Source organism: Streptomyces sp. MRC013 (genome assembly GCF_023614235.1).
Classification (GTDB): domain Bacteria; phylum Actinomycetota; class Actinomycetes; order Streptomycetales; family Streptomycetaceae; genus Streptomyces.
The window spans coordinates 4,347,627-4,370,880 of record NZ_CP094264.1; the positions used below are offsets into that span (position 1 = coordinate 4,347,627).

Below are 23,254 nucleotides of genomic sequence, written 5' to 3' on the forward strand. Positions count from 1 at the left end.
CGGCCGGCTACGCCTGGCCCGACCGACCGCAACCGGCCATGACCAGAGCCTGGTCCAGAGCCTGGAAGAATCGATTCGTCGTCACCCGGTCCCGCACCGCCACCCGCAGCCACTGCGGCCCGAGACCGGGGAAGGTGTCACCGCGCCGCACCGCGAACCCCAGGGCCCGCAACCGCTCCCGCACCACGTCCGCCCCCTCCACGCGGATCAGGACGAACGGACCCTCCGCGGCCTCCACGGCCCGCACCTCGTCGAACTCCGCGAGTCCCGCCAGCAGGTGGGCCCGCTCGACGGCCACCCGCCGGGCCGCCTCCTCAGCCTCCGCCAGCGCCTCCCGCGACACGCACGCCTCGGCCGCCACCAGCGCCGGCGTCGACACCGGCCACAGCGGCTGCACCCGCTCCAGCGCCGCCACGGTGTCCGGCGCCGCCAGCACGTACCCGATCCGCAGCCCCGCGAGCCCCCACGTCTTCGTCAGGCTCCGCAGCACCACCAGCCCCGGCACGTCCGTCCGCCCGGCCAGCGCCTCCCGCTCACCCGGCACGGCGTCCATGAACGCCTCGTCCACGACGAGGATCCGCCCCGGCCGCGCCAGCGCCGCGACGTCCTGCGCGGGATGCAGGACCGACGTGGGGTTCGTCGGGTTGCCGACCACCACCAGGTCCGCGTCCCCGGGCACCCGCGCCGGGTCCAGCCGGAAGCCGTCCTCCTCGCGCAGCAGCACCCGGCGCACCTGGTGTCCCGCGTCCCGCAGCGCCGCCTCCGGCTCCGTGAACTGGGGGTGCACCACGACCGGCCGCCGCACCGGCAGCGCCCGCGCCAGCAGCACGAACGCCTCCGCGGCGCCCGCCGTCAGCAGCACCCGCCGCGCGGGCAGCCCGTGCCGCTCGGCGACCGCCGTGCGCGCCGCCCGCCCGTCGGGGTAGGCGGCGAGCCCCGAGAGGGACTCCGCGAGCCGCTTCCGCAGCCACTCGGGCGGGGTGTTCGCACGGACGTTGACCGCGAGGTCGGTCAGCCTCTCGTCCCGGACCTCCACGTCACCGTGGTGCCGCAGGTCGTACGCGTCCGCGTCGCGGGGGCGGGGGAACGGTCTGTCGCTGTCTGGGTGGGTGTACATGGCCGCCAGCCGGGGTGGGGGACAGTGGGGGGTGTGGCGGGCCGACGGCTCCGGCGGCCCACCGGATGGCTCTCGATCGCCGGACGGGGAATCCGGCGCGGGGATCAGCGGTTCAACGCCGCGTCCGTAACTCGAACACCGCGTCCCCACGGGTGTACCCGCGCCCTCCGGCGGGCAACCGCCCCTCCCCGTGCGCCACCGCCACCGCACAGGTCACACGAGCCGCCCCGGAAACGGGCTTCCGCTTCGGTACGAGGAGTTCGCCCCCCGCCGGTCCGAACACCCCGCGGCGCGCCGCCTCCACCAGGGCCGCGGCCTCCGCCACCGACGGCGTGCCCGCCGCGGCCAGCGCCGCCTCCGACGGGCCGGGCACCGGGACGCGGGCCAGCACCTCCGCCGGGTGGGCGCACAGGGGGACGCCGAGGCGGGAGGCGGCCTCCACCAGACCCGGCTCGGCGGCCTTCGCCCCCACCGTCGCCAGCGCCACCACCTCCCCGGGGCTCCGTCCCGCCTCCCGCAGGACGGCCGCGACCAGGTCGCACACCTCCCGCGCGCTCACTCCGCGCCGGGCGCCCACGCCCACCACCAGGCTCACGGCCGGCAGTGCCCGACGAACCGCCGTGCCGTCTCCGGCACCGCCGCCCAGTGCGTGTGCACGTAGCTCGCGTGCACCCCGCCCTCGACGAAGCCCTCCACGCGCCGCTCCGGCTGCCGCAGCCCCCACGCGGGCCGGGCCCCGGCGCCCGGTTCGGCCACCGTGCGGTGGAACTCGTGGCCCCGCAGCCGCGTCCCGGCCGCCGCCACCGGGCTGTCGCTCACCGCGACCGCGTCCCGGTACCCCAGCGTCAGCCGCTCCGTCATCCGCGCGTCCGCGTCCAGCACCCCGCACATCGGCAGCCCGTCCAGCGAACGCGCCAGGTACAGCAGGCCCGCGCACTCCGCCGCGACCGGGGCGCCCGACCGCGCCAGTGCGGCCACCGCCTCCCGCAGGGCCCCGTTCGCCGACAGCTCCGGCGCGTACACCTCCGGGAAGCCGCCGCCGACGACCAGGGCGCGCGTCCCCTCGGGCAGTTCCTCGTCCCGCAGCGGGTCGAACACCACCACCTCGGCGCCCGCCGCCGCCAGCAGTTCGGCGTGCTCCGCGTACGAGAAGGTGAACGCCGCCCCCCCGGCCACCGCCACCACCGGCCGCGCACCGGCCGCCGACCCCCGGCACCCGGCACCACCGCCCCGGCCCCCGCGCCCCGCAGGGCCGCCTCCGCCGACCACGCCTCCGCGTGCAGCGGCGGCGCCGAACGGGCCAGCGCCAGCAGCGCGTCCAGGTCGCAGCCGCCGCGCACCTGCTCCGCCTGCGCCCGCACCGCCTCCACCGCCTCGGCCCGCCGCTCGGCGACCGGCACCAGGCCCAGGTGGCGCGAGGGCGTCGACACGGCCGGGGCCCGCCGCAGCACCCCCAGCACGGGTACGCCGGACTCGCCCAGCGCCTCCCGCAGCAGGTGCTCGTGCCGGTCCGTGGCGACCTTGTTGAGGATCACCCCGCCGATCCGCACCTCCGGGTCCCACGAGGCGAAGCCGTGCACCAGCGCCGCCACCGACCGGGACTGCGACGAGGCGTCCACGACCAGCACCACCGGCGCCCGCAGCACCTTGGCCACCTGCGCCGTCGACGCCAGCTCGCCCCGGCCCGCGGCGCCGTCGTACAGCCCCATCACGCCCTCGACGACGGCCAGGTCGCAGCCGCGCGCCCCGTGTGCGAACAGCGGCGCCACCAGTTCCGTACCGCACATGAACGCGTCGAGGTTCCGCCCGGGGCGGCCCGTCGCCAGCGCGTGGTAGCCCGGATCGATGTAGTCGGGGCCCACCTTGTGCGGCGACACCGCCAGACCGCGCTCGGCGAAGGCGGCCATCAGCCCCGTCGCGACCGTGGTCTTGCCCGCGCCGGACGACGGCGCGGCGATGACGAGACGTGCTACCACTCGATGCCCCGCTGGCCCTTCTGACCGGCGTCCATCGGGTGCTTCACCTTGGACATGTCGGTGACCAGGTCCGCGAAGTCCACCAGCTCCGGCGGCGCGTTGCGGCCGGTGATCACCACGTGCTGCGTGCCGGGCCGGTGCCGCAGCACCTCGACCACCTCGGCCGTGTCGATCCAGCCCCAGTGCAGCAGGTAGGCGAACTCGTCCAGCACGTAGAACCGGTACGTCTCCGCCGCCAGGTCCCGCTTCACCTGCTCCCAGCCCTGCCGGGCCTTCTCCTCGTGGGACGGCTCGCCCTCGGCCGGCTCGCGCTGGATCCACGACCAGCCCTCGCCCATCTTGTGCCAGGCGACCGTGCCGCCCTCGCCGGTCGCGCCGAGCGCCTTGAGCGCGTTCTCCTCGCCCACCTTCCACTTCGCCGACTTGACGAACTGGAACACCCCGACCGGCCAGCCCTGGTTCCAGGCGCGCAGCGCCATCCCGAACGCGGCGGTCGACTTGCCCTTGCCCACGCCCGTGTGGACCACCACCAGCGGACGGTTGCGGCGCTGGCGGGTGGTGAGACCGTCGTCCGGAACGACGGTCGGCTGTCCCTGCGGCACTATGCGGCCCTCCTCGTAGTACGAACATCCCTGACCAGCCCGGCGATCGCGTCCGCGCGCAGCTCCTCCAGCGTCACGGCCGCGCCGCCCAGGTCCCGCGCGAGCCCCGCGGCCAGACCGAGCCGTACCGGTCCGGTCTCGCAGTCCACGACGACCGACGCCGTCCCCTCCGCCGCGTGCAGCCCCGCCGCCCGGGCGACCGGGCGCAGCGGCTCCGGCCCCCCGGTCGCCCGCCCGTCCGTCACCACGACGAGCAGCGGACGGCGCGCCGGGTCCCGCAGCCGCTCCACCCGCAGCACGTCGTGCGCCTTCAGCAGGCCCGCCGCCAGCGGCGTGCGGCCCCCCGTGGGCAGCCGCTCCAGCCGGGCGGCCGCCGCGTCCACCGACGACGTGGGCGGCAGCACCAGCTCCGCGTCCCGGCCCCGGAACGTCACCAGACCGACCTTGTCGCGCCGCTGATAGGCGTCGAGCAGCAGCGACAGCACGGCGCCCTTCACCGCACCCATCCGCCGCCGCGCCGCCATCGACCCCGAGGCGTCCACCACGAACAGCACCAGGTTCCCCTCGCGCCCCTCCCGCACCGCCTGGCGCAGGTCGTCGCGGTGCACGACCAGCCCGGGGCCCGACCGGCCGCGCGCCCGCTGGTGCGGGGCGGCCGCCCGCACGGTCGCCGCCAGGTGAAGCTTCGTCAGGGCGCCCCGGGGGCGGTGCGCCCCGGTGGTGCGGCCGTGCTCGGTGCGCGCCCGGGAGCGGCGGCCGGCGGCGCCGTCGCCGACCCCGGGGACGGTCAGCGTCCTGGTACGGAACGGCTCGGCCGCCGCGACCGGCGACTGCGCACCGGCCGGGCCCGCGCCCGGCGCCGGCCCGGCACCGGGGGAGGGCGCCGCCTCCGGCGCGTCACCGGACGGCTCCGGCTCCCCGGCCTCCGCCTCCGGTCCCCGCCCCTGCGGCGGGACCCCGCCGGGGCCGCCGCCCCCGGGACCCCCGCCGTCCCCGTCCGGGCCGCCGTCCCCGTCGGGGCCGCCGTCCCCGGGGCCCTGCGGGTCCGGCTCGGGCCCGTCGTCTCCGCCGGACTCCTCCAGCACCTCGTCCAGCCTGTCCTCGTCGAGGCCCGGCGCGTCGAACGGCGACCGCCGCCGCCGGTGCGGCAGCGCCAGCAACGCCGCCTGCCGCACGTCCTCGACCGCCACCTCCGCACGGCCCGCCCACGCGGCGAGCGCCGTCGCGGTCCGCGCCATCACGATGTCGGCGCGCATGCCGTCCACCTCGAACGCCGCGCACGTCGCCGCGATCCGGCGCAGCGCGCCGTCGCCCAGCCGCACCTCGGGCAGCAGCGCCCGGGCGGCCGCGATCCGCTCCCGCAGCGCGGCCTCCTCGCCGGCCCAGCGCGCCGCGAAGCCCGCCGGGTCGTCGTCGTGCGCGAGGCGCCGACGCACCACCTCGACCCGCTGCTCCGGGTCGCGCGACGCGGCCACCTCCACGGTCAGCCCGAACCGGTCCAGCAGCTGCGGCCGCAGCTCGCCCTCCTCCGGGTTCATCGTCCCCACCAGCAGGAACCGCGCGGCGTGCCGCACGGAGACCCCTTCGCGCTCCACGTGCGAGGCGCCCATCGCGGCGGCGTCCAGCAGGTGGTCGACCAGGTGGTCGTTGAGGAGGTTCACCTCGTCGACGTAGAGGATGCCCCGGTGCGCCTGCGCGAGCAGCCCCGGCTCGAACGCCTTCACGCCCTCGGCGAGGGCCCGTTCGATGTCGAGCGACCCGACGAGCCGGTCCTCGGACGCGCCGACGGGCAGCTCCACCATCCGCGCGGGCCGCGACACCCCCGGCCCGGGTCCGTGCGGCCCGTCGGGGCAGCCGGGGTCGGGTGCGGCCGGGTCGCAGCTGAACCGGCAGCCGGCCACGACCGGCACCTCCGGCAGCAGTTCGGCGAGCGCGCGCACCGCGGTGGACTTCGCCGTGCCCTTCTCGCCGCGCACCAGCACGCCCCCGACGGCCGGACTGACCGCGTTCAGGAGCAGTGCCAGGCGCAGGTCGTCCATGCCGACGACGGCGGTGAACGGGTAGCGGGTGCTCATCGGCTGATCGCTCCTTCGAGTGGCGTGGGACCGGACCGCGGGGATGCCGCCGGGATGCGGCGCGGGCATGCGCCCGGACTCCCCGCCCGCGCGGGGACCGGGGGGCCGCTCACGGCGCCCCCGGCGGGACGAACGGCAGCCCGCCCGGCGGGCCGGACTCGATGAGCTTCCACAGCGCCTCCGTGTCCACGTGCTCCTCGACCAGGTCCCCCAGCCGGTCCAGCTGCTCCTCCCGCAGCGCGCCGAAGGACGTGTCGGGCGCCGGGACGAAGCGCCGCCCGGCCGCCGCGGCCACCTCCCGCAGGAACGCCCGCCGGAAGCCGTCGCTCTCCAGCGACCCGTGCCAGTGCGTCCCCCACACGGCCCCCACCCGGCAGCCGTCGAGGAAGGGCTCCCCGCCCAGCACCTCGGCGACGCCGTGGTGGATCTCGTACCCCTCGACCCGTTCGCCCAGCGCCTCCCCGACCGGCCGCGCGAGGGTCTTCTCCGGCGCGAAGCGCACCCGCACCGGCAGCAGCCCGAGCGCCTCCACGGACCCGGCCCGCGACTCCACGTCGTCCTCGATGCGCTCGCCCAGCACCTGGAAGCCGCCGCAGACGCCCAGTACCGGCCGCCCCTCGGCGGCCCGCCGGGCCAGCGCGCCGGCCAGGCCGCGCTCCCGCAGCCAGGCCAGCGCCCGCACCGTGCCGCGGGTGCCGGGCACGACCACCAGGTCCGCGTCGGCCAGCTCCTCGGGCCGGTCCGCGAACCGGACCACGACGCCCGGCTCGGCGGCCAGCGCGTCCACGTCCGTGAAGTTCGACATCAGCGGTACGGCGCACACGGCGACCCGCAGCACGTCCTCGCCGACCGGCGGCGCGGCCGCCGGCTCGCGCGCGGCGCCCCGCGGCGACGCGTCCCCCCGGCCTCCCGGCTCCGCCCGGGCAGGGGGGACCCCCATGCCGTCCTCCTCGTCGATGCCCAGCCCGTGCGCGTACGGCAGCACCCCGAACGTCCGCCGGCCCGTCAGGCCGTACAGCATGTCCAGGCCGGGCTCCAGCAGCGTCACGTCGCCGCGGAACTTGTTCACCAGGTACCCGGCGACGAGCGCCTGGTCCTCGGGCGCGAGCAGCGCCGTCGTCCCGAAGAACTGGGCGAACACCCCGCCCCGGTCGATGTCGCCGACCACGAGGACCGGGAAGCCCGCGGCCCGCGCGACGCCCATGTTGACGATGTCGTTGCGCCGCAGGTTGATCTCGGCGGGGCTGCCCGCACCCTCGCAGACCACCACGTCGTGGGTGGCGCGCAGCTCCTCCAGGCACTCCACGACCGTGCCGAACAGCGCCTGCTGCCGCCCGCCGTGGTAACCGCGGGCGCTCAGCTCGCCGACGGGCCTGCCCAGCAGCACGACCTGGCTGGACCGGTCGCCGCCCGGCTTCAGCAGCACCGGGTTCATCAGCGCGCTCGGCTCCACGCGGGCGGCCTGCGCCTGCATCGCCTGCGCCCGCCCGATCTCGGCGCCCTCGCGCGTCACGAACGAGTTGAGGGACATGTTCTGCCCCTTGAACGGCGCGACCTTCACACCCTGCCGGACCAGCCAGCGGCAGATCCCCGCCGTCACCACGCTCTTGCCCGCGTCCGACGTCGTCCCCGCGACCAGCAGCCCCCCGCTCACGCACCCCTCCGCTTCCACGTTCCGTACAGCAGCCGTCCGCCCGCGCAGGCGGCGAGCGCCAGCCCGCCGACCCGTCGCGACAGCCGCACCGCCCGTTCGATGTCCGCCACCTCGACGGCCCGCCCCGGTCCGTTCAGGACCGGCCGGTGCTCGACCCGCCCCCGGTAGGAGAGGGTGCCGCCGAGCCGTACGCCGAGGGCGCCCGCGAAGGCCGCCTCGACGGGGCCCGCGTTGGGTGACGGGTGCCTGTGGGCGTCCGCCCGCCAGGCCCGTACGGCCCCGCGCGGGTCGCCGCCCGCGACGACGGCGAGCGCGGCCGTCAGCCGGGCCCCGGGCGCGCCGGCCACGTCGTCGAGCCGGGCCGAGGCCCACCCGAAGCGGTGGTGGCGCGGCGAGCGGTGGCCGACCATGGCGTCCAGCGTGTTGACGGCCCGGAAGGCCGCCAGGCCCGGCACGCCGCCGAGCGCGCCCCACACCAGGGCGCCGACCACCGCGTCGGAGGTGTTCTCGGCGACGGACTCCACCACGGCCCGCGCGATGCCCGGCCCGTCCAGGGCCTGCGGGTCGCGCCCGCACAGGTGCGGCAGCCGCTCCCGGGCGGCCGCCACGTCCCCGGCGGCCAGCGCGGCGCCGACGGCCCGCGCCTCCCGGCCCAGGGAGGTGCCGCCCACGACGGCCCACACGGCGGCGGCGGTCAGCGCGACGGACGCGGCGTCGCGGCCCCGGACGGCACGGGCGGCACGGGCGGCGAGGGCGGCGCCTCCGGCGGCGCCTCCGGCGCACACGGCGGTGTACAGCGCGCCCCAGCCGCGGTGGTCGCGCCACAACAGGCGCTCGACGGCGCCCGCGGCGCGCCCGAAGGCGGCGACGGGGTGGCCGCGGCGGGGGTCCGCGAAGACCAGGTCGGCGAGGAAGCCGGCGGTGGCGCCGTATGCGAAGACTCGGTCGTCCCGCATCGGCTCAGCAGCCCCGCGCGCCGGGTCGGCCGCGGGTCCGCGAGCCGGGGGCCGCGGGCCGGGGGGAACGGGGGGAACGGGGGGGAGGGCGGCCGGGCATGCGCAATGTCCTCACTCAGGGTCCGCGCCCTGGCTCGACGTGACCGGCGGTGAGAGTTCCTGGCTCCCGGACGCCCCCGCGGCGACCGCCGCGCCGGGTCCGGTGACAGTGGCGGGACCGCGCCGGACTCGCACCGGGCTTCCTCTCCTGCCGCCGTATATGGCCTGGGCAGTCCACCACGGCCCGCGAAGGCCCGTCAACTCACCCTTGACCTGCGGCGGAGCGGTGGGACCGGCCCCGCGGGAGGCCGGGGGAGGGCCGGGCGGGGGCGTGCGGCGGCGGCCGGGCCGGCCGCACCGCGGGGGCGCGGCCGGCCCGGCCGGACGCTTCGGCCTGCTCAGACCACGATCAGGTGGATGCCGTACGCGACGGCCGCGGCGCACAGCGCGAAGCAGGCGTACGCGCCGGTGCGGGCCAGGGGGGCGGAGCCGCCCCGCGCGGAGGCCCGCTCCTGCCGGGAGAGGCCCACGAGGCCGAGGGTGAACAGGCCGACGAGTGCGACGGTGGTGACGAGGCCCACGCCGAAGACGGAGCCGAGGGCTGCCCAGTCGATGTCCATGGCGATGCCGCCCTTTCCTTACAGCGTGGCCGTGGGCGCCGCGCCGGACGCGACGGCCGGGGCCGGGACGGTGGTCTCGGGGGCGCCGCCGTCCGCCGGGTCGGCGGTGACGGGGCCGGCGGGCGGCGGGGTGACGGCCGCGATGGCGGCGGTGACGACCCCGGCGGGCTCGGCGTCGGGGGCGCCGCCGCCCTCGACCTCGTTGACGTTGGTGTGGTCGACGACCTGGCGGCGCGAGACGAACCAGATGGCGGCGGAGGAGCCGACGAGGAAGGCCGCGACGACGGCGACGCCCCAGTCGCCCTGGCGGGCGACGAGCTCGGCGAGCGCGGCGACCAGGCCGGCGGCCGGCAGGGTCAGGCCCCAGGCGACGAACATCCGGGTGGCGGTGGACCAGCGGACCACGCCGCCCTTGCGGCCGAGGCCCGCGCCCATCACGGCGCCGGAGCAGACGTGCGTGGTGGAGAGCGAGAAGCCCAGGTGGGAGGAGGCGAGGATCACGGTCGCGGCGCCGGTCTGGGCGGCGAAGCCCTGCTGGGGCTGGAGGTCCGTGAGGCCCTTGCCCATGGTGCGGATGATGCGCCAGCCGCCCAGGTAGGTGCCGAGCGCGATGGCCACGCCGGCGGAGACGATGACCCACACCGGCGGGTTGGAGCCGGGGGCGAGGACACCGCCGGCCACCAGGGCCAGGGTGATGATGCCCATGGTCTTCTGCGCGTCGTTGGTGCCGTGGGCGAGGGAGACCAGGCCCGCGGAGGCGATCTGGCCGGTCTTGTAGCCCTTGCGGCCGGTCCCTTCGCCGATGGTCGCGCCGACCCGGTACGTGAAGCGGGTGGCGACCATCGAGGCGACGCCGGCGACCACCGGGGCGGCGACGGCCGGGATCAGGACCTTGGTGAGGACGACGCCGCCGTTGACGCCGCCGACGCCGATGGACGCGACGGTCGCGCCGATCAGGCCGCCCATGAGGGCGTGGGAGGAGCTGGAGGGCAGACCGACCAGCCAGGTCAGGAGGTTCCAGAGGATCGCGCCGACGAGGGCGGCGAGGATGACCTCCGGCTGGATGCCCGTCTCGTCGACGAGCCCCTTGGAGATCGTCTTGGCGACCTCCACGGACAGGAACGCGCCCACCAGGTTCAGCACGGCAGACATGGCCACCGCCGCCTTGGGCCTCATCGCGCCGGTCGAGATGGTGGTGGCCATCGCGTTGGCGGTGTCGTGGAAACCGTTTGTGAAATCGAACACGAGAGCTGTCACGACCACGATGGCGAGCAGCAGCGTGATGTGTTCCATTTACCCAGGCAATCGTTTGACATCAGTGGCGGGTCGAACGTAGGCAACCTGGATGAACGGAAGGTGAACTGAGGCGGGCTGTGTGGTGTCTCGGTTCGCGGGTGGTTCCGGTTCCGTCCCGGCACCCCCGGACCCCGGCCCCGGCACCCCCGGATCCCGGTCCCGGCCCGGCCGCGCCGGGGCGCCCGCCACTACCGGCCCGGCCCCTCCGCTGGCAGGATCGCCGCATGGCGAAGCACGGCGGGGCGCACGACGGGACGGCGGCGGGGACGGCGATCGGGGAGGCCTGGGACGCCCTGGTCGCCGCGGCGCGCAGGACGGTGGCCGACGGGCTGGTCGTCGGCACCTCCGGGAACGTCTCCGTACGGGTCGGGGACCTGCTGCTCGTCACCCCGAGCGGCGTGCCGTACTCCCGGCTGACCCCGGACGACGTCGTCGCCGTCGACCTGGACGGACGGCGGGTCCGCGGCACGCTGCCGCCGACCAGCGAGCTGCCGCTGCACCTCGCCGTGTACCGGTCCACCGACGCCGGGGCGGTCGTCCACACCCACGCCGTGCACGCCACCGCCGTCTCCACCCTCGTCGAGGAACTGCCCCCGGTCCACTACATGACCGCCGCCCTCGGCGGGCCCGTGCGCGTCGCCCCGTACGCCCTGTACGGCACGCGGGAGCTGGCCGACGGCATGCTCGCCGCCCTGGCCGACCGCAGCGCCTGCCTCCTGCGCAACCACGGCACGGTCGCGTACGGCGCGACGCTCGACCAGGCGTACGACCGCACCGCCCAGCTGGAGTGGATGTGCCGGGTCTGGCTCGCCGCCGACAGCCACCCCGCCCGCACCCCGGCGCTCCTCACCCCGGGCCAGCTGGCCGAGGCCGCCGAGAAGCTCCGCGGCTACGGCCGGCCCGGCTGACCCGCGCCCCGCCCGCTCCCGTCCACCGTCGCCGCCGCCCACTGGCACGGCCCGGCCGGCCTGCGGACACTGGACGGATGCGCTCTGCTACAGCCGCGGCGGCCGCCGCCACAGTGATCGGTGCGGGGACGGCCGCCGTGGCGGCCGGAAGGTACGCCAGCGGTGTGGCGCTCAGGCCGCGCCCGGGACGGCCCCTGCCCGGCGAGCCCCGGCTCACCGTGCACACCGCGGGCCCCGACCGGGTCGCCCTCACCCGCTCCCTGGCCTCCATCCGCCCCGGCGTGTACGGCCTGGAGGGCTCCGGCGTCCACGCGGTCGTCGGCCCCGTCCTCGACGACGCGCCCTACGCCCCCGACACCGTCGTGCGCCGCCTCGTGCGGGTCGACCGCGGCACCCTCAGGGCCGGCACCCGCGTCCGCCTCACCCCGCAGGTCCACTCCGGCACCCCCGCCTCCGCGCTCGGCGTCCCGTACCGGGACGTCGAGGTGGCCGGCGAGCTGGGCCCCCTGCCCGCCTGGTACGTCCCGGGGGTCCGCACCACGTGGGTGATCACCGCGCACGGCCTGGGCGCCACCCGCGAGCACCCGCTGAACGTGCTGGGCCTCCTCCACCGCCGGTTCCGCCTGCCCGTCCTCGACCTCGCCTACCGCGGCGACCCGGGTGCGCCCCGCCCCGCCGACGGTCTCGGCCACCTCGGGGACTCCGAGTGGCGCGACCTCGACGCGGCCGTCCACCACGCCGTCCGCAACGGCGCGGACGGCGTCGTCCTCCACGGCTGGTCGACCGGCGCCGCCATGGCCCTGCGCACCGCCCGGCGCAGCCGGCTGCGCGACCGGATCACCGGCCTGGTCCTCGACTCGCCGGTCCTCGACTGGGAAGCCGCCCTGCGGGCCCTGGCCGTCGCGCACCGCGTCCCCGCCGCCCTGCTCCCGCTCGCCGTCCGCGCCGCCCAGGGCAGGACCGGGCTGCGTGCCGGGGAGCCCGCCCGGACCGTCGGCACCGAGGCCCCGGACGTGCCCGCGCTCGTCTTCCACGGCCCCGACGACGCCGTCGCCCCCTGGGCGGCGACCCGCGCCCTCGCCGAGCGGCGCCCCGGCCTCGTCACTCTCCGCACGGTCCGCCAGGCACCGCACGCCGCCATGTGGAACGCCGACCCCGGGCGGTACGAGGAGGCCATGCGCCGCTTCCTCACGCCGCTCCTCTGAGTCGACCGCCCCGTTCCGTTTGGGCTTTCGGGCCGTCAACGGGAAGACTGCCCCCGTGACGTCTCGAAAGCCCGATGAGCAACTGGCGCGCAACTCCGCACTCCGACTCGTCCGGCCCCGGTCGCTGGCGGCGACCGCCCGGCGGGCGGTGGCCGACCGGAGGACGCGGTCGGCCCCGCGCCCGCCGGAGGGGACGCCCCCGCGGGCCGAGCTGGCCCGCCGGGCCCGGCACGTCCTGGCCGACGCCGTGCGCGTGGCCCGCTGGGCCGCCGTGGAGCGCGGCCCCGTCACCGCCCCCGACGCGGCGTGTGAGCGGGCCGCCGCCGCCCTCGGTCTGACCCGGGAAGGGGTCCGCACGGCCTGGGACCGGGCCCGGCTCGCCGGGCTCGTCGAGATCCACGGCGGCACCGTCCGCCCCGGCTGGCGGCTGCGGGCCTGGGACCGCGACGACTCCGCCGCGCTGCGGGGCTGGGTGGCGCTCCTCGACGCCTGGTCGCTCGCCCATCCCGCCCCGCAGGACGCCGAACCGGCCGCGGTCGCCGAGGTCGTGGAGGCGGTCCCGCAGGTCCTCTCCCTCCTCCACCTGTCCGCCGGGCCCGTGCCCGTCCCCGCCCTGCTCGACCTGCTCCGGCAGCGCGTCGCCGAACTGCGCGAGCAGCGCTGCGAGGTGTCCTACGCCCCCGGCGCCGGGGCGCCGCCGGGGCCGGGGCGCCCCCGGTCGCCGCCCCGGTGCGCGACGAGCGGCGGGACGCGGCCTCGGACGCGGACGCCCTGCCCCGCCTGCTCGACTGGGCGCTGGAGGGGCTCGCCTCCGTCGGCGCCCTGACCCTCGGTGACGGCCAGGCGACGCTCACCCCGCTCGGCAACTGGGCGGTGTGGGTCAAGCTGGAGCAGATCTGCGTCGCCGCGCAGAGCCCCGCGGGGCACATCGAGCAGTCGGCGGAGGACATGCTGCGCGGCTGCGTCCGGCTCACCCCCGGCCCGGCCCGCGCCGAGTACCGCGCCTGGCTCGCCGCCCGCCCCGTCGGCAAGGCCGTCGCCGAACTGCTCACCGTCGCCCGCGGCGACGACGCCCTCCTGCGCGGGCTGGCCTTCGAGGCCCTCCGCGTGGTGGGCGCCGCCGCCGAGGCCGAGGTGCGCGCCGCCGCCGACGAACTCCCGCTCCGTCCGTACGCCCTGCTCTGGCTCGCCGAGCACGAGGGCGCCGACCCCGACGAGGCGCCGGACGTCCTCACCCGCGAGGAGGCCACCTGGCTCTGGGTGGACACCGCCGCGGCCCTCGTCGACCACGGCGAGAGCGACCTGCTCGTACGGCACCTGGAGTCCGCCGTGCAGGGCACCGTCCCCGCCCTGCTCGACGAGGTCCGCGCGGTCGGCCACCCCCGCACGGTGCAGGTACTGGTCGCCCTGGCGGCGGCCCACCCGGACCCCGCCCTCGCCAAGGCGGTCCGCCGCGCGGCCTTCCAGGTCCACGCCGGGGGAGCCTGACCGCCGCGAACCCCCGGACGGGTGCGCCGGGGGCGTACGTCCCGAAGCTCCGGACGCCGCCCTCGGCCTCCCGCGCCCGGTGACCCCGCGAGCCGCCGGCCCGGCCCCGCCGGACCGCACGGCCGCGGGCGCCGCCCTCGCCCCCGGCCGGCGCATGCCGGAAAAACAGTTGCATGCGCCCGTTAGACTGGCCTCCATGGCCATTCTCCCCGCGCATTAGACGGTGTCGACGTCACCGCAGCCGCCGTCCGCCCACCGTCCCCCCGCCCTGGAGTCTGTCCGTGATCACCGCCACCGGCCTTGAGCTGCGCGCCGGCGCACGCGTCCTCATCGAGTCCGCCTCCTTCCGCGTCGCCAGGGGCGACCGCATCGGCCTCGTGGGCCGCAACGGCGCCGGCAAGACCACCCTCACCAAGTGCCTCGCCGGGGAGGGCGTCCCGGCCGCCGGCACCATCACCCGCTCCGGCCAGGTCGGCTACCTCCCGCAGGACCCGCGCACCGGCGACCTCGACGTCCTGGCCCGCGACCGGATCCTCTCCGCCCGCGGCCTCGACGTGCTGATCCGCAAGATGCGGCTGAACGAGGAGCGCATCGCCGCCGGCAAGGGCGCCACCCGCGACAAGGCCCTGAAGCAGTACGAGCGCCAGGAGACCGAGTTCCTCACCAAGGGCGGGTACGCCGCCGAGGCCGAGGCGTCCACCATCGCCGCCGCCCTCGGCCTGCCCGACCGGGTGCTCGGCCAGCCGCTGCACACCCTCTCCGGCGGCCAGCGCCGCCGCATCGAACTGGCGCGGATCCTCTTCTCGGACGCCGACACGCTCCTCCTGGACGAGCCGACCAACCACCTCGACGCCGACTCGATCACCTGGCTGCGCGACTACCTCAAGACCTACCGCGGCGGCTTCATCGTGATCTCCCACGACGTCGACCTCGTGGAGACCGTCGTCAACAAGGTCTTCTACCTGGACGCCAACCGGTCCGTGATCGACGTGTACAACATGGGCTGGAAGCTCTACCAGCGCCAGCGCGAGGACGACGAGAAGCGCCGCCGCCGCGAACGGCAGAACGCCGAGAAGAAGGCCGCCGCGCTCAACGCCCAGGCCGACAAGATGCGCGCCAAGGCCACCAAGACGGTCGCCGCGCAGAACATGGCCCGCCGCGCCGAGAGGCTGCTGTCCGGACTGGAGGAGCTGCGCCAGTCCGACAAGGTCGCCAAGCTGCGCTTCCCCGAGCCCGCGCCCTGCGGCAGGACCCCGCTCACGGCGGAGGGCCTGTCCAAGTCGTACGGCTCGCTGGAGATCTTCACCGACGTCGGCCTCGCCATCGACAAGGGCTCCCGCGTCGTCATCCTCGGCCTCAACGGCGCCGGCAAGACGACCCTGCTGCGCCTGCTCGCCGGCGTCGAGAAGCCCGACACGGGCCGGGTCGTCCCCGGTCACGGCCTGAAGCTCGGCTACTACGCGCAGGAGCACGAGACGCTGGACCCGGAGCGCACGGTCCTGGAGAACATGCGCTCGGCCGCGCCCGACCTGGACCTGGTGGAGGTCCGCAAGGTCCTCGGCTCGTTCCTGTTCTCCGGCGACGACGTCGACAAGCCGGCCGGGGTCCTCTCCGGCGGCGAGAAGACCCGTCTCGCCCTGGCCACCCTCGTCGTCTCCTCGGCGAACGTCCTCCTCCTCGACGAGCCGACGAACAACCTCGACCCGGCCAGCCGCGAGGAGATCCTCGGCGCCCTGCGCACCTACAAGGGCGCGGTCGTCCTGGTCACGCACGACGAGGGAGCCGTCGACGCCCTCCAGCCGGAGCGGATCATCCTCCTCCCGGACGGGGTCGAGGACCTGTGGGGAGCGGACTACGCGGACCTGGTCTCCCTCGCCTGATCACCCCGCCTGGATCGTTCGGCCCAGTCGTCCTCCTTCATCTGAGTGAGGGGATCTCGTACCGCGGCGTGGCGCCCGAAAAATTTTCGGAGCGGACGCCGCACCGCGCTCCTCTTCACGGCACGCCGCTGACCTGGCACTTCGCCGCCGGACGGGTGCCAGATCCGGGGTCCCGGCGGGTGGCGCGGCCGCCGCACGGCGAAATCCGCGCCCACGGAGCCTGTCGAATGGCTGGCCATGCGGCCCCGGAGGGGTGATCATGAGAAGTCCAGAGCGCACTTCCCATGAGGAGGCACGGGTGGCCGAGACTCTGAAGAAGGGCAGCCGGGTGACCGGCGCCGCGCGCGAGAAGCTCGCGGCAGACCTGAAGAAGAAGTACGACGCCGGTGTGAGCATCCGGGCCCTGGCCGAGGAGACCGGCCGGTCCTACGGATTCGTGCACCGGATGCTCACCGAGTCCGGAGTCGCGCTGCGCGGACGCGGCGGGGCGACCCGGGGCAAGAGGGCCACGCCGGCCTGATCACCGACACGGGTCGTGAGGCGTCCCGTGGTCCCGGTGGTGACGCCCGGCCGGCACCGGCCGCGGTTCGCCGCGGTCCGGCGGTCGACCGTGCGGTTACCGTGCAGTAATTTGTCGGTCGGCGCGACCGTTCCGGTCGCGCCGACCGACCGCTGCACCGGACCCGGAGGCGCCTCATGACCCCGACCGACCCCACCCCCCTCCTGCTCGACAAGGACGGGGTGCGTCTCGCCGTCGAGGACGCCGTCGCCACGGTGACCCTCGCCGACCCGGCGAAGCGCAACGCCCAGTCGCCCGCCCTGTGGCGGGCACTCACCGAGGCCGGGCGGTTGCTGCCGGGCAGCGTGCGGGTCGTGGTGCTGCGCGCGCAGGGCAGGTCGTTCTCCGCCGGCCTCGACCGGCGGGCCTTCACACCGGAGGGGTTCGACGGGGAGCCGTCGTTCCTCGACCTGGCGCGCGGTTCCGACGACGACCTGGACGCGGTCATCGCCGAGTACCAGGAGGCGTTCACCTGGTGGCGCCGCAACGACATCGTGTCGATCGCGGCCGTCCAGGGCCATGCCATCGGCGCCGGTTTCCAGCTCGCCCTCGCCTGCGACCTGCGGGTCGTCACGCAGGACGTGCAGTTCGCGATGCGCGAGACCGGCCTCGGCCTGGTGCCCGACCTGGCCGGGACGCAGCCGCTCGTCGCCGCGGTCGGCTACGCCCGCGCGCTGGAGATCTGCGCCACGGGCCGGTTCGTCCACGCCGACGAGGCCGAGCGCATCGGCCTGGCCAACCTCGTGGTGCCGGTCGGCGAGCTGGACGCGGCCGTGCGGGACCTGTCCGCCGCCCTGCTCGCCGCGGAGCGCGACGCCGTCGTCGAGACCAAGGCGCTGCTGCGCGGCGCGACCGGGCGCACGTACGAGGAGCAGCGCGCCGCCGAGCGCGCCGCACAGGCCCGCCGCCTGCGCGACCTCGCGGGCCTCTCCGACTGAGCCGCCCGCCCCGGGCCCGCCCGCCCCGGGCCCGCCCGCCCCGGGCCCGCCCGCCCCGGGCCCGACCGGCCCGGGGCGGACGCGTCCGCGTACCGGTCCGGCTCAGAAGCCGTGGCGGGCGCCCCCGTCCACCGGGAGCATCACCCCCGTCAGGTACGAGGCGGCGGGGGAGAGCAGGAACGCCGCCGCCGTGCCGAACTCCTCCGGCGTGCCGTAGCGGCGCAGCGGGATCCGGGCCTCGTTGGCCGCCCGTGCGGCCGAGGCGTCCCCCGACAACGCGTCCAGCTCCCGCACCCGGTCCGTGTCGATGCGCGACGGCAGCAGGCCCACCACGCGGATGCCGCGCGGCCCCAGCTCGTCCGCGAGGGACTTGGCGAAGCCCGCCAGGCCGGGGCGCAGGCCGTTGGAGATGGTCAGGCCGGGGATCGGCTCGTACACCGAGCCGGACAGCACGAAACCGACGACCCCGCCCTCGTCCAGCGCGGCCGCCGCGGCGCGGGCCATGCGCACCGCCCCCATGAACACCGAGTCGAACGCGGCCCGCCACTGCTCGTCGGTGTTGTCGGCGGCCCAGCCGGGCGGGGGCCCGCCGACGCTGACGAGCACGCCGTCGAACCCGCCGAAGTGCGAGCGCGCGGCGGCGATCAACCGGTCCGCGCCGGCCGGGTCGGCGTTGTCCGCGGCGACCCCGACCGCGCGGGGGCCGAGCCGGGCGGCGGCCTCCTCGACGGCCTTCGCGCCGCGCGCCGCCAGGACGACCTTCGCGCCCTCCGCCACCAGCGCCTCCGCCGCCGCGTACCCGAGGCCGCGGGACGCGCCCGTCACGATGTACACACGATCCTTCAGTCCAAGATCCATGCGCCTATCCTGCCGGGTCGTCCGGCGTCAGCGCGAGGGCCGTCGCCACCAGCCCGACATGGCTGAACGCCTGCGGGAAGTTGCCCAGCTGCCGCCGCGCCACCGGGTCGTACTCCTCCGCCAGCAGCCCCACGTCGTTGCACAGCCCCACCAGCCGCTCGAACAGCTCCCGCGCCTCCGCCACGCGGCCCATCATGCGCAACGCGTCCGCCATCCAGAACGAGCAGGCGAGGAACGTCCCCTCACCGCCCGGCAGCCCGTCGACCGCGATCCCGTCCGTGCTGTACCGGCGGATGAAACCGTGGTGGCCCAGCTCCTCCCGCACCGCCTCCACCGTGCCGACCACCCGCGGGTCGTCCGGCGGGAGGAAGCCCACCCGGGGGATCATCAGCACCGCCGCGTCCAGCTCCGCCGAGCCGTACGACTGGGTGAAGGTGTTGCGCACCGGGTCGTAGCCCCGCTCGCACACGTCGCGGTGGACCTCGTCGCGCATCGCCCGCCACCGCGCCACGTCCCCCGGCAGGGACGGGTCCCGCTCCAGTGTGCGCACCGCCCGGTCGGCCGCCACCCACGCCATGACCTTCGAGTGCACGAAGTGCCGGCGCGGGCCGCGCACCTCCCACAGCCCCTCGTCCGGCTGCCGCCACGTCGACTCCAGGAAGCCCAGCAGGCTCAGCTGCAGCGCCCACGCCTGCCGCTGCGGAGGCATCCCCGCCCCGCGCGCCAGCGACAGCGAGTCCATCACCTCGCCGTACACGTCCAGCTGGAGCTGCTTCACGGCGGCGTTGCCGATCCGGACCGGGCGCGCCCCGCCGTAGCCGCGCAGCCACGGCACCTCGGACTCCGGAAGGCGCCGTTCGCCCGCCAGGCCGTACATGATCTGGAGGTCCGCCGGGTCGCCCGCGACGGCCCGCAGCAGCCAGTCCCGCCAGGCGGCGGCCTCCTCCAGGTACCCGGCCGACAGCAGCGCCCGCAGGGTCAGGGTCGAGTCGCGCAGCCAGCAGTAGCGGTAGTCCCAGTTGCGCACGCCCCCCAGCTCCTCCGGCAGGGAGGTGGTCGCGGCGGCGACGATCCCGCCGGTCGGCGCGTACGTGAGCGCCTTCAGCGTGATCAGGGAGCGCATCACCGCCTCCCGGTACGGCCCCTCGTACGTGCACTGCGCCGACCAGGCCTTCCAGTCCTCCAGGGTGTGCTCCAGCGCCGTGTACGGGTCGACGAGCGGGGGCGCGGCTCGTGGGAGGGGTGCCAGGCCAGGCAGAAGGCGACCTTCTCGCCGGGCCGGACCGCGAACGAGGAGCAGGTGCTGTACTGCTGCCCCCACGTCTTCACCTCCGGCTCGCTGCGCAGCCACACGGAGTCCGGGCCGGCGACGGCCACCCGGTGGCCGTCGGAACGCCGCATCCACGGCACGACCGACCCGTAGTCGAAGCGCAGGCGCAGCACGGACGACATCTCGACCCGGCCGGTCACGCCCTCCACGATCCGCATCACGTCGGGCGTACGGTCGCGGTGCGGCATGAAGTCCACGACGCGCACGGTGCCGGTATGGGTCTCCCACACGGACTCCAGCACCAGGGAGTCGCCCACGTAGCCCCGCCGGGCGCAGGTCCGCGCGCCGGCGGGCGCGATCCGCCAGTGGCCGTTGTTCTCGTCGCCCAGGAGCGCGGCGAAGCAGGCACCGGAGTCGAACCGGGGCAGGCAGAGCCAGTCGATCGAACCGTCCCTGCCCACCAGAGCGGCGGTCTGCAGATCGCCGATGAGGGCGTAGTCCTCGATGAGTTGGGTCACGTCCTGGCGTGTTCCCTCAGCGGAGAAGGGCCAATCAACGGCGCCGCCCCGCTGGGCGCGTGGCCTGCGGCGACGCACCGTACGGCGTGCGCCGCGTCACGCGTCCGCGGGTTCGCGCGGGGCCGGCGCGCCCTTCGCGGAACCGGCCTCCCCGGCGGCCGCCACCCGGTCGCGGCGCTCCCGGCGCACCAGGACGACCCAGCCGACGGGGACGCCCGCCGCGAACAGCCACCACTGCACGGCGTACGCCATGTGGGAGCCGATCGAGTCGTGGTCGGGCTCCGGAACCGGTTCGGGGGAGCCCCCGGCCGGGGCGGGGTCCGTCAGCTCCAGGTGGCCGCCGAGCACCGGCCGGCCCAGCCGCTCGGCCTGCTGCTCGCTGTTGACGAGCATGACCTGGCGCGGCGGCAGCCCCCGCAGGTCCTTGATGCCGCTGCCGCCGGTGGTCTGGTCGGCCATGAGCCGGCCGGTCACCGTGACCCGGCCCTTCGGGGCGGGCGGCACGTCCGGGTACGACCTCTGGTCCGGGGCGGCGGGGACCCAGCCGCGGTTGACGAGGAGGACGCGCCCGTCGTCGAGGACGAGCGGGGTCAGGACGTGCACGCCGACCCGCTCGTCGGCGTTGGTGCGGCGGCGGACGACGACCTCGTGGGCCGGGTCGAAGGTGCCGGTCGCGGTCGCGCGGCGCCAGTGGTCGGAGCGCGGGACCGCGTGGCCGGGGGAGGTGAGCTCGGTCACGGGGACCGGTGCGGCCCTCAGGTTGTCCGCGATCAGGGCGTTCTGCGCGACCCGGCGCTCGTGCCGGTGGAACTGCCAGAAGCCCAGCTCGACCATCACCGGGATCAGGACGAGGACGACCAGGGTGAGGATCACCCACTGCCGGGACAACAGGAAGCGGTACACCCCACGACCGTACTCCCGCCGCCGCCGGGGCCCGCCCCCGGGTCACACCTTGTCGACGATCCTCACCTCGCCCTCCGCCCGGGCGCAGTGCGCGCCGCAGAACCAGCGGCCGTCCGCCTCCACGCCCTGCCCGATGATCTGGACGCGGCAGTGCTCGCAGATGGGCGCCATGCGGTGGATGGCGCAGGCGAAGCAGTCGAAGACGTGCACGGCGCCCTGCGCGTGCACCTCGAAGGACATGCCGTACTCGTTTCCGCAGACCTCACAACGTGCCATGCGCCACAGGGTGCGGGGCGCGGCGGCCGGAACGGAGGGCGGCGCGCCCGGCCGTCACCCGTTCGACCGGGCGGCCCCCGCGGTTCGGCCGCGGGCCGGCGCCACGTCCCGCAGCAGATGGGTGAAGGCGGCCTCGTCGAGGACGGGCGTGCCGAACGACCTGGCCCTGACCGCCTTCGACGTGGCGGCGTCCGGGTCGTTGGTGACCAGCAGGCTGGTCAGCCGCGAGACGGCGGTCGCCACGTGCAGTCCCGCCTCGACGGCCCGGTCCTCCAGCAGCTCGCGTTCGACGGAGGTGTCGCCCGAGAACGCCACCCGCATCCCCTGCCTGAGCGGCCCGCCCGGCTCGTACCGCCCGGGGTTGGGGTACGGGCACGCCGGGCGCCTGCGCGCCGGGCGCCGGGCCCCGGAGCGGTACGCGGCCCCGCCGGCGGGCGTCCCCCCGCCGGGCGGCGCCGACCACTCGACGAGCGGGCGGCACTCCAGGAGGGGAAGCCGTACGCCGCGCTCGGCCGCCGCGTGCAGGCTCGGCCGGAACGCCTCCGCCAGCACCCGCGCGTCGTCCAGCGCGTGGTGGGCCCGCCGCTGCCGGACGCCGAAGTGGGCGGCGAGCGACTCCAGCTTCATGTTGGGCAGCGGCAGCGCCAGCTCCCTCGCCAGCGCCATGGTGCACAACCGCTGCCGCACCGGCGCGGTGCGCTCGGCCCGGGCGTACTCGCGGGCGATCATCGTCCAGTCGAAGTACGCGTTGTGGGCGACCAGGACGCGCCCGTCGAGCCGCTCCGAGAACTCGGCGGCCACGTCGGCGAAGAGCGGCGCGCCCTCCAGCACGTCGCTCGTCAGGCCGTGGATCCGCACCGGGCCGGGGTCGCGCTCCGGGTTGACCAGCGTGTACCAGTGGTCCTCCACCCCGCCGCGCGCGTCCAGCCGGTAGACGGCGGCGGACACTATCCGGTCGTGCGGCGAGAGCCCGGTGGTCTCCACGTCGACGACCGCGTACCCCTGCGGGTAGGCGGGCGGCCACGCTGCTGCTGTCGTACGGTCGTCGAGCATGGTTACCGAGAATAGGGCCCGCCGCCGACATCCCGGGGCCCGGTCCGGTCCCGGCCCCGCGCCCGCGGGGCGGGGCCGCCCCCGGGCCGGGCGGTTCCCCGCCCGGCGCGCCTCCGGGCGGGGCCCCTCGCCGACCCGGCCCGGGGAGGCATCGGTGCGGCGGCGGAAGGGCGCCCCGCGGGGCGCGGACGGCTTCCCGGCGCGCGGAGCGGCGGGGGGCGCCCGCACGGGCGTGCCGCGCGCCGCCAGCGCGCCGTTTCCCGGCGGACCCCCGCGCGGGTGAGACGCTCGGCCCGTGACGGAACCGACGGAGCGGGAAGCGCCCGAGGAGGGACTGGGGACGCGGCTCAACTGGCTGCGCGCCGCCGTGCTCGGGGCGAACGACGGCATCGTGTCCACCGCCGGACTCGTCGTGGGCGTCGCGGGCGCCACCACCGAGCGCTCGGCCCTCCTGACCGCCGGCCTCGCCGGGCTGCTCGCCGGGTCCATGTCGATGGCGGTCGGCGAGTACGTGTCCGTGTCCACGCAGCGGGACTCGGAGAAGGCGGCCCTGGCGGTGGAGCGGCGGGAGCTGCGGGAGCAGCCGGAGGCCGAACTCGACGAGCTGACCGACCTGCTCGCCGGGCGGGGACTGTCCCGGGGCGTCGCGCGCGAGGCGGCCGAGCAGCTGACGGAGCGCGACGCGCTGCGGGCCCACGCGCGGGTGGAGCTGGGGATCGACCCGGACGCCCTGACGAACCCGTGGCACGCCGCCGCCGCGAGCTTCCTCGCCTTCACGGTCGGCGCGCTGCTGCCGCTGCTCGCCATCGTGTGCCCGCCCGCGTCCGCCCGGCTGTGGATCACCGTCGTGTCGGTCCTCGCCGCACTCACGCTGACCGGTTGGTGGAGCGCCCGCCTCGGCTCGGCGCCCGCCCGCCCGGCGGTGGTGCGCGTGGTGGGCGGGGGAGCGGTGGCCATGGCCGTGACGTACGCGGCGGGATCACTGCTGGGGGCGGCCGGGGCCTAACGGCGGGCGCGCGCCGGGGACGTCGGCGGGCCGTCTCGCATACTTGTCGGTAACAAC

Annotated in this window: 18 protein-coding genes and 3 pseudogenes; 7 read left to right on the forward strand and 14 right to left on the reverse strand. The window is 76.5% G+C overall.

The window, feature by feature from the left end; all coding sequences use genetic code 11:
- Window positions 1-7: 7 nt before the first annotated feature.
- The 9 genes and pseudogenes from cobC to LUW75_RS19750 all read right to left on the reverse strand — a co-directional run bounded on the left by cobC (window position 8) and on the right by LUW75_RS19750 (window position 10,332).
- A complete protein-coding gene (gene cobC / locus LUW75_RS19710; protein WP_250336801.1) occupies window positions 8-1,117 on the reverse strand; it encodes an Rv2231c family pyridoxal phosphate-dependent protein CobC in 1,110 nt (369 codons plus the stop codon).
- Between the two features lie 112 nt (window positions 1,118-1,229).
- Entirely contained in the window at window positions 1,230-1,712 is a 483-nt protein-coding gene (locus LUW75_RS19715) for a cobalamin biosynthesis protein (protein WP_462933756.1), read from the reverse strand.
- A pseudogene (locus tag LUW75_RS19720) lies at window positions 1,709-3,093 on the reverse strand (cobyrinate a,c-diamide synthase). Before LUW75_RS19720 ends, LUW75_RS19715 begins: the two are co-directional and overlap by 4 nt.
- Complete coding sequence (gene cobO, locus LUW75_RS19725; protein ID WP_250336802.1) at window positions 3,087-3,695, reverse strand: cob(I)yrinic acid a,c-diamide adenosyltransferase; 609 nt, start codon at window positions 3,693-3,695, stop codon at window positions 3,087-3,089. The pseudogene LUW75_RS19720 and the gene cobO overlap by 7 nt, the downstream one beginning before the upstream one ends.
- Complete coding sequence (locus tag LUW75_RS19730) at window positions 3,695-5,770, reverse strand: putative cobaltochelatase (protein ID WP_250336803.1); 2,076 nt, start codon at window positions 5,768-5,770, stop codon at window positions 3,695-3,697. Before LUW75_RS19730 ends, cobO begins: the two co-directional genes overlap by 1 nt.
- Before the next feature lie 109 nt (window positions 5,771-5,879).
- Complete coding sequence (locus LUW75_RS19735) at window positions 5,880-7,424, reverse strand: cobyric acid synthase (protein ID WP_250336804.1); 1,545 nt, start codon at window positions 7,422-7,424, stop codon at window positions 5,880-5,882.
- Window positions 7,421-8,380, reverse strand: a complete 960-nt coding sequence (locus tag LUW75_RS19740) for a cobalamin biosynthesis protein (RefSeq protein ID WP_250336805.1) — start codon at window positions 8,378-8,380, stop codon at window positions 7,421-7,423. The genes LUW75_RS19735 and LUW75_RS19740 overlap by 4 nt, the downstream gene beginning before the upstream one ends.
- 437 nt (window positions 8,381-8,817) lie before the next feature.
- The gene (locus LUW75_RS19745; RefSeq protein WP_250336806.1) at window positions 8,818-9,039 is read right to left on the reverse strand and encodes a hypothetical protein; all 222 of its coding nucleotides are present in this window, start codon (window positions 9,037-9,039) and stop codon (window positions 8,818-8,820) included.
- An 18-nt stretch (window positions 9,040-9,057) separates the two neighbouring features.
- On the reverse strand, window positions 9,058-10,332 hold the full coding sequence (locus LUW75_RS19750) for an inorganic phosphate transporter (protein ID WP_250336807.1): 1,275 nt from the start codon (window positions 10,330-10,332) through the stop codon (window positions 9,058-9,060).
- A gap of 227 nt (window positions 10,333-10,559) precedes the next feature.
- Between LUW75_RS19750 and LUW75_RS19755 the strand changes: the two genes are divergently transcribed.
- From LUW75_RS19755 to LUW75_RS19780, 6 genes and pseudogenes are all read left to right on the forward strand, one after another.
- Complete coding sequence (locus tag LUW75_RS19755) at window positions 10,560-11,243, forward strand: class II aldolase/adducin family protein (RefSeq protein WP_250336808.1); 684 nt, start codon at window positions 10,560-10,562, stop codon at window positions 11,241-11,243.
- Window positions 11,244-11,320: 77 nt separating this feature from the next.
- The gene (locus LUW75_RS19760; RefSeq protein ID WP_250336809.1) at window positions 11,321-12,448 is read left to right on the forward strand and encodes an alpha/beta hydrolase; all 1,128 of its coding nucleotides are present in this window, start codon (window positions 11,321-11,323) and stop codon (window positions 12,446-12,448) included.
- A 55-nt stretch (window positions 12,449-12,503) separates the two neighbouring features.
- Window positions 12,504-13,936, forward strand: a pseudogene (locus tag LUW75_RS19765) (hypothetical protein).
- Window positions 13,937-14,217: 281 nt separating this feature from the next.
- The gene (locus LUW75_RS19770; RefSeq protein WP_250336810.1) at window positions 14,218-15,816 is read left to right on the forward strand and encodes an ABC-F family ATP-binding cassette domain-containing protein; all 1,599 of its coding nucleotides are present in this window, start codon (window positions 14,218-14,220) and stop codon (window positions 15,814-15,816) included.
- Window positions 15,817-16,114: 298 nt separating this feature from the next.
- Entirely contained in the window at window positions 16,115-16,336 is a 222-nt protein-coding gene (locus LUW75_RS19775; protein WP_250336811.1) for a helix-turn-helix domain-containing protein, read from the forward strand.
- Between the two features lie 176 nt (window positions 16,337-16,512).
- Window positions 16,513-17,313, forward strand: coding sequence for an enoyl-CoA hydratase/isomerase family protein (locus LUW75_RS19780; protein ID WP_250336812.1), 801 nt, complete (start codon window positions 16,513-16,515; stop codon window positions 17,311-17,313).
- A 102-nt stretch (window positions 17,314-17,415) separates the two neighbouring features.
- Here LUW75_RS19780 and LUW75_RS19785 read toward each other — a convergent pair whose 3' ends face one another.
- The 5 genes and pseudogenes from LUW75_RS19785 to LUW75_RS19805 form a co-directional block, all read right to left on the reverse strand.
- Window positions 17,416-18,171: an SDR family oxidoreductase gene (locus tag LUW75_RS19785; RefSeq protein WP_250336813.1), complete on the reverse strand. Its 756-nt coding sequence runs from the start codon at window positions 18,169-18,171 to the stop codon at window positions 17,416-17,418.
- Window positions 18,172-18,175: 4 nt separating this feature from the next.
- Window positions 18,176-19,959, reverse strand: a pseudogene (locus tag LUW75_RS19790) (glycoside hydrolase family 15 protein).
- Window positions 19,960-20,055: 96 nt separating this feature from the next.
- Complete coding sequence (locus LUW75_RS19795; RefSeq protein ID WP_250336814.1) at window positions 20,056-20,862, reverse strand: SURF1 family cytochrome oxidase biogenesis protein; 807 nt, start codon at window positions 20,860-20,862, stop codon at window positions 20,056-20,058.
- 42 nt (window positions 20,863-20,904) lie between these two features.
- Entirely contained in the window at window positions 20,905-21,138 is a 234-nt protein-coding gene (locus LUW75_RS19800; protein WP_168438080.1) for a hypothetical protein, read from the reverse strand.
- A 54-nt stretch (window positions 21,139-21,192) separates the two neighbouring features.
- Window positions 21,193-22,191 carry a DEDDh family exonuclease gene (locus LUW75_RS19805; RefSeq protein WP_250336815.1) on the reverse strand — a complete coding sequence of 333 codons (999 nt, stop codon included), beginning with the start codon at window positions 22,189-22,191 and terminating at the stop codon, window positions 21,193-21,195.
- 295 nt (window positions 22,192-22,486) lie between these two features.
- Between LUW75_RS19805 and LUW75_RS19810 the strand changes: the two genes are divergently transcribed.
- Window positions 22,487-23,197: a VIT1/CCC1 transporter family protein gene (locus LUW75_RS19810; protein ID WP_250336816.1), complete on the forward strand. Its 711-nt coding sequence runs from the start codon at window positions 22,487-22,489 to the stop codon at window positions 23,195-23,197.
- Window positions 23,198-23,254: the final 57 nt, after the last annotated feature.

Bases quoted from the DNA above. Each gene is read 5' to 3' on its own strand.
- cobC (WP_250336801.1), bottom strand. From the start codon at position 1,117: ATGTACACCCACCCAGACAGCGACAGACCGTTCCCCCGCCCCCGCGAC.
- LUW75_RS19730 (WP_250336803.1), bottom strand. From the start codon at position 5,770: ATGAGCACCCGCTACCCGTTCACCGCCGTCGTCGGCATGGACGACCTG.
- LUW75_RS19740 (WP_250336805.1), bottom strand. From the start codon at position 8,380: ATGCGGGACGACCGAGTCTTCGCATACGGCGCCACCGCCGGCTTCCTC.
- LUW75_RS19745 (WP_250336806.1), bottom strand. From the start codon at position 9,039: ATGGACATCGACTGGGCAGCCCTCGGCTCCGTCTTCGGCGTGGGCCTC.
- LUW75_RS19750 (WP_250336807.1), bottom strand. From the start codon at position 10,332: ATGGAACACATCACGCTGCTGCTCGCCATCGTGGTCGTGACAGCTCTC.
- LUW75_RS19755 (WP_250336808.1), top strand. From the start codon at position 10,560: ATGGCGAAGCACGGCGGGGCGCACGACGGGACGGCGGCGGGGACGGCG.
- LUW75_RS19760 (WP_250336809.1), top strand. From the start codon at position 11,321: ATGCGCTCTGCTACAGCCGCGGCGGCCGCCGCCACAGTGATCGGTGCG.
- LUW75_RS19780 (WP_250336812.1), top strand. From the start codon at position 16,513: ATGACCCCGACCGACCCCACCCCCCTCCTGCTCGACAAGGACGGGGTG.
- LUW75_RS19785 (WP_250336813.1), bottom strand. From the start codon at position 18,171: ATGGATCTTGGACTGAAGGATCGTGTGTACATCGTGACGGGCGCGTCC.
- LUW75_RS19800 (WP_168438080.1), bottom strand. From the start codon at position 21,138: ATGGCACGTTGTGAGGTCTGCGGAAACGAGTACGGCATGTCCTTCGAG.
- LUW75_RS19805 (WP_250336815.1), bottom strand. From the start codon at position 22,191: ATGCTCGACGACCGTACGACAGCAGCAGCGTGGCCGCCCGCCTACCCG.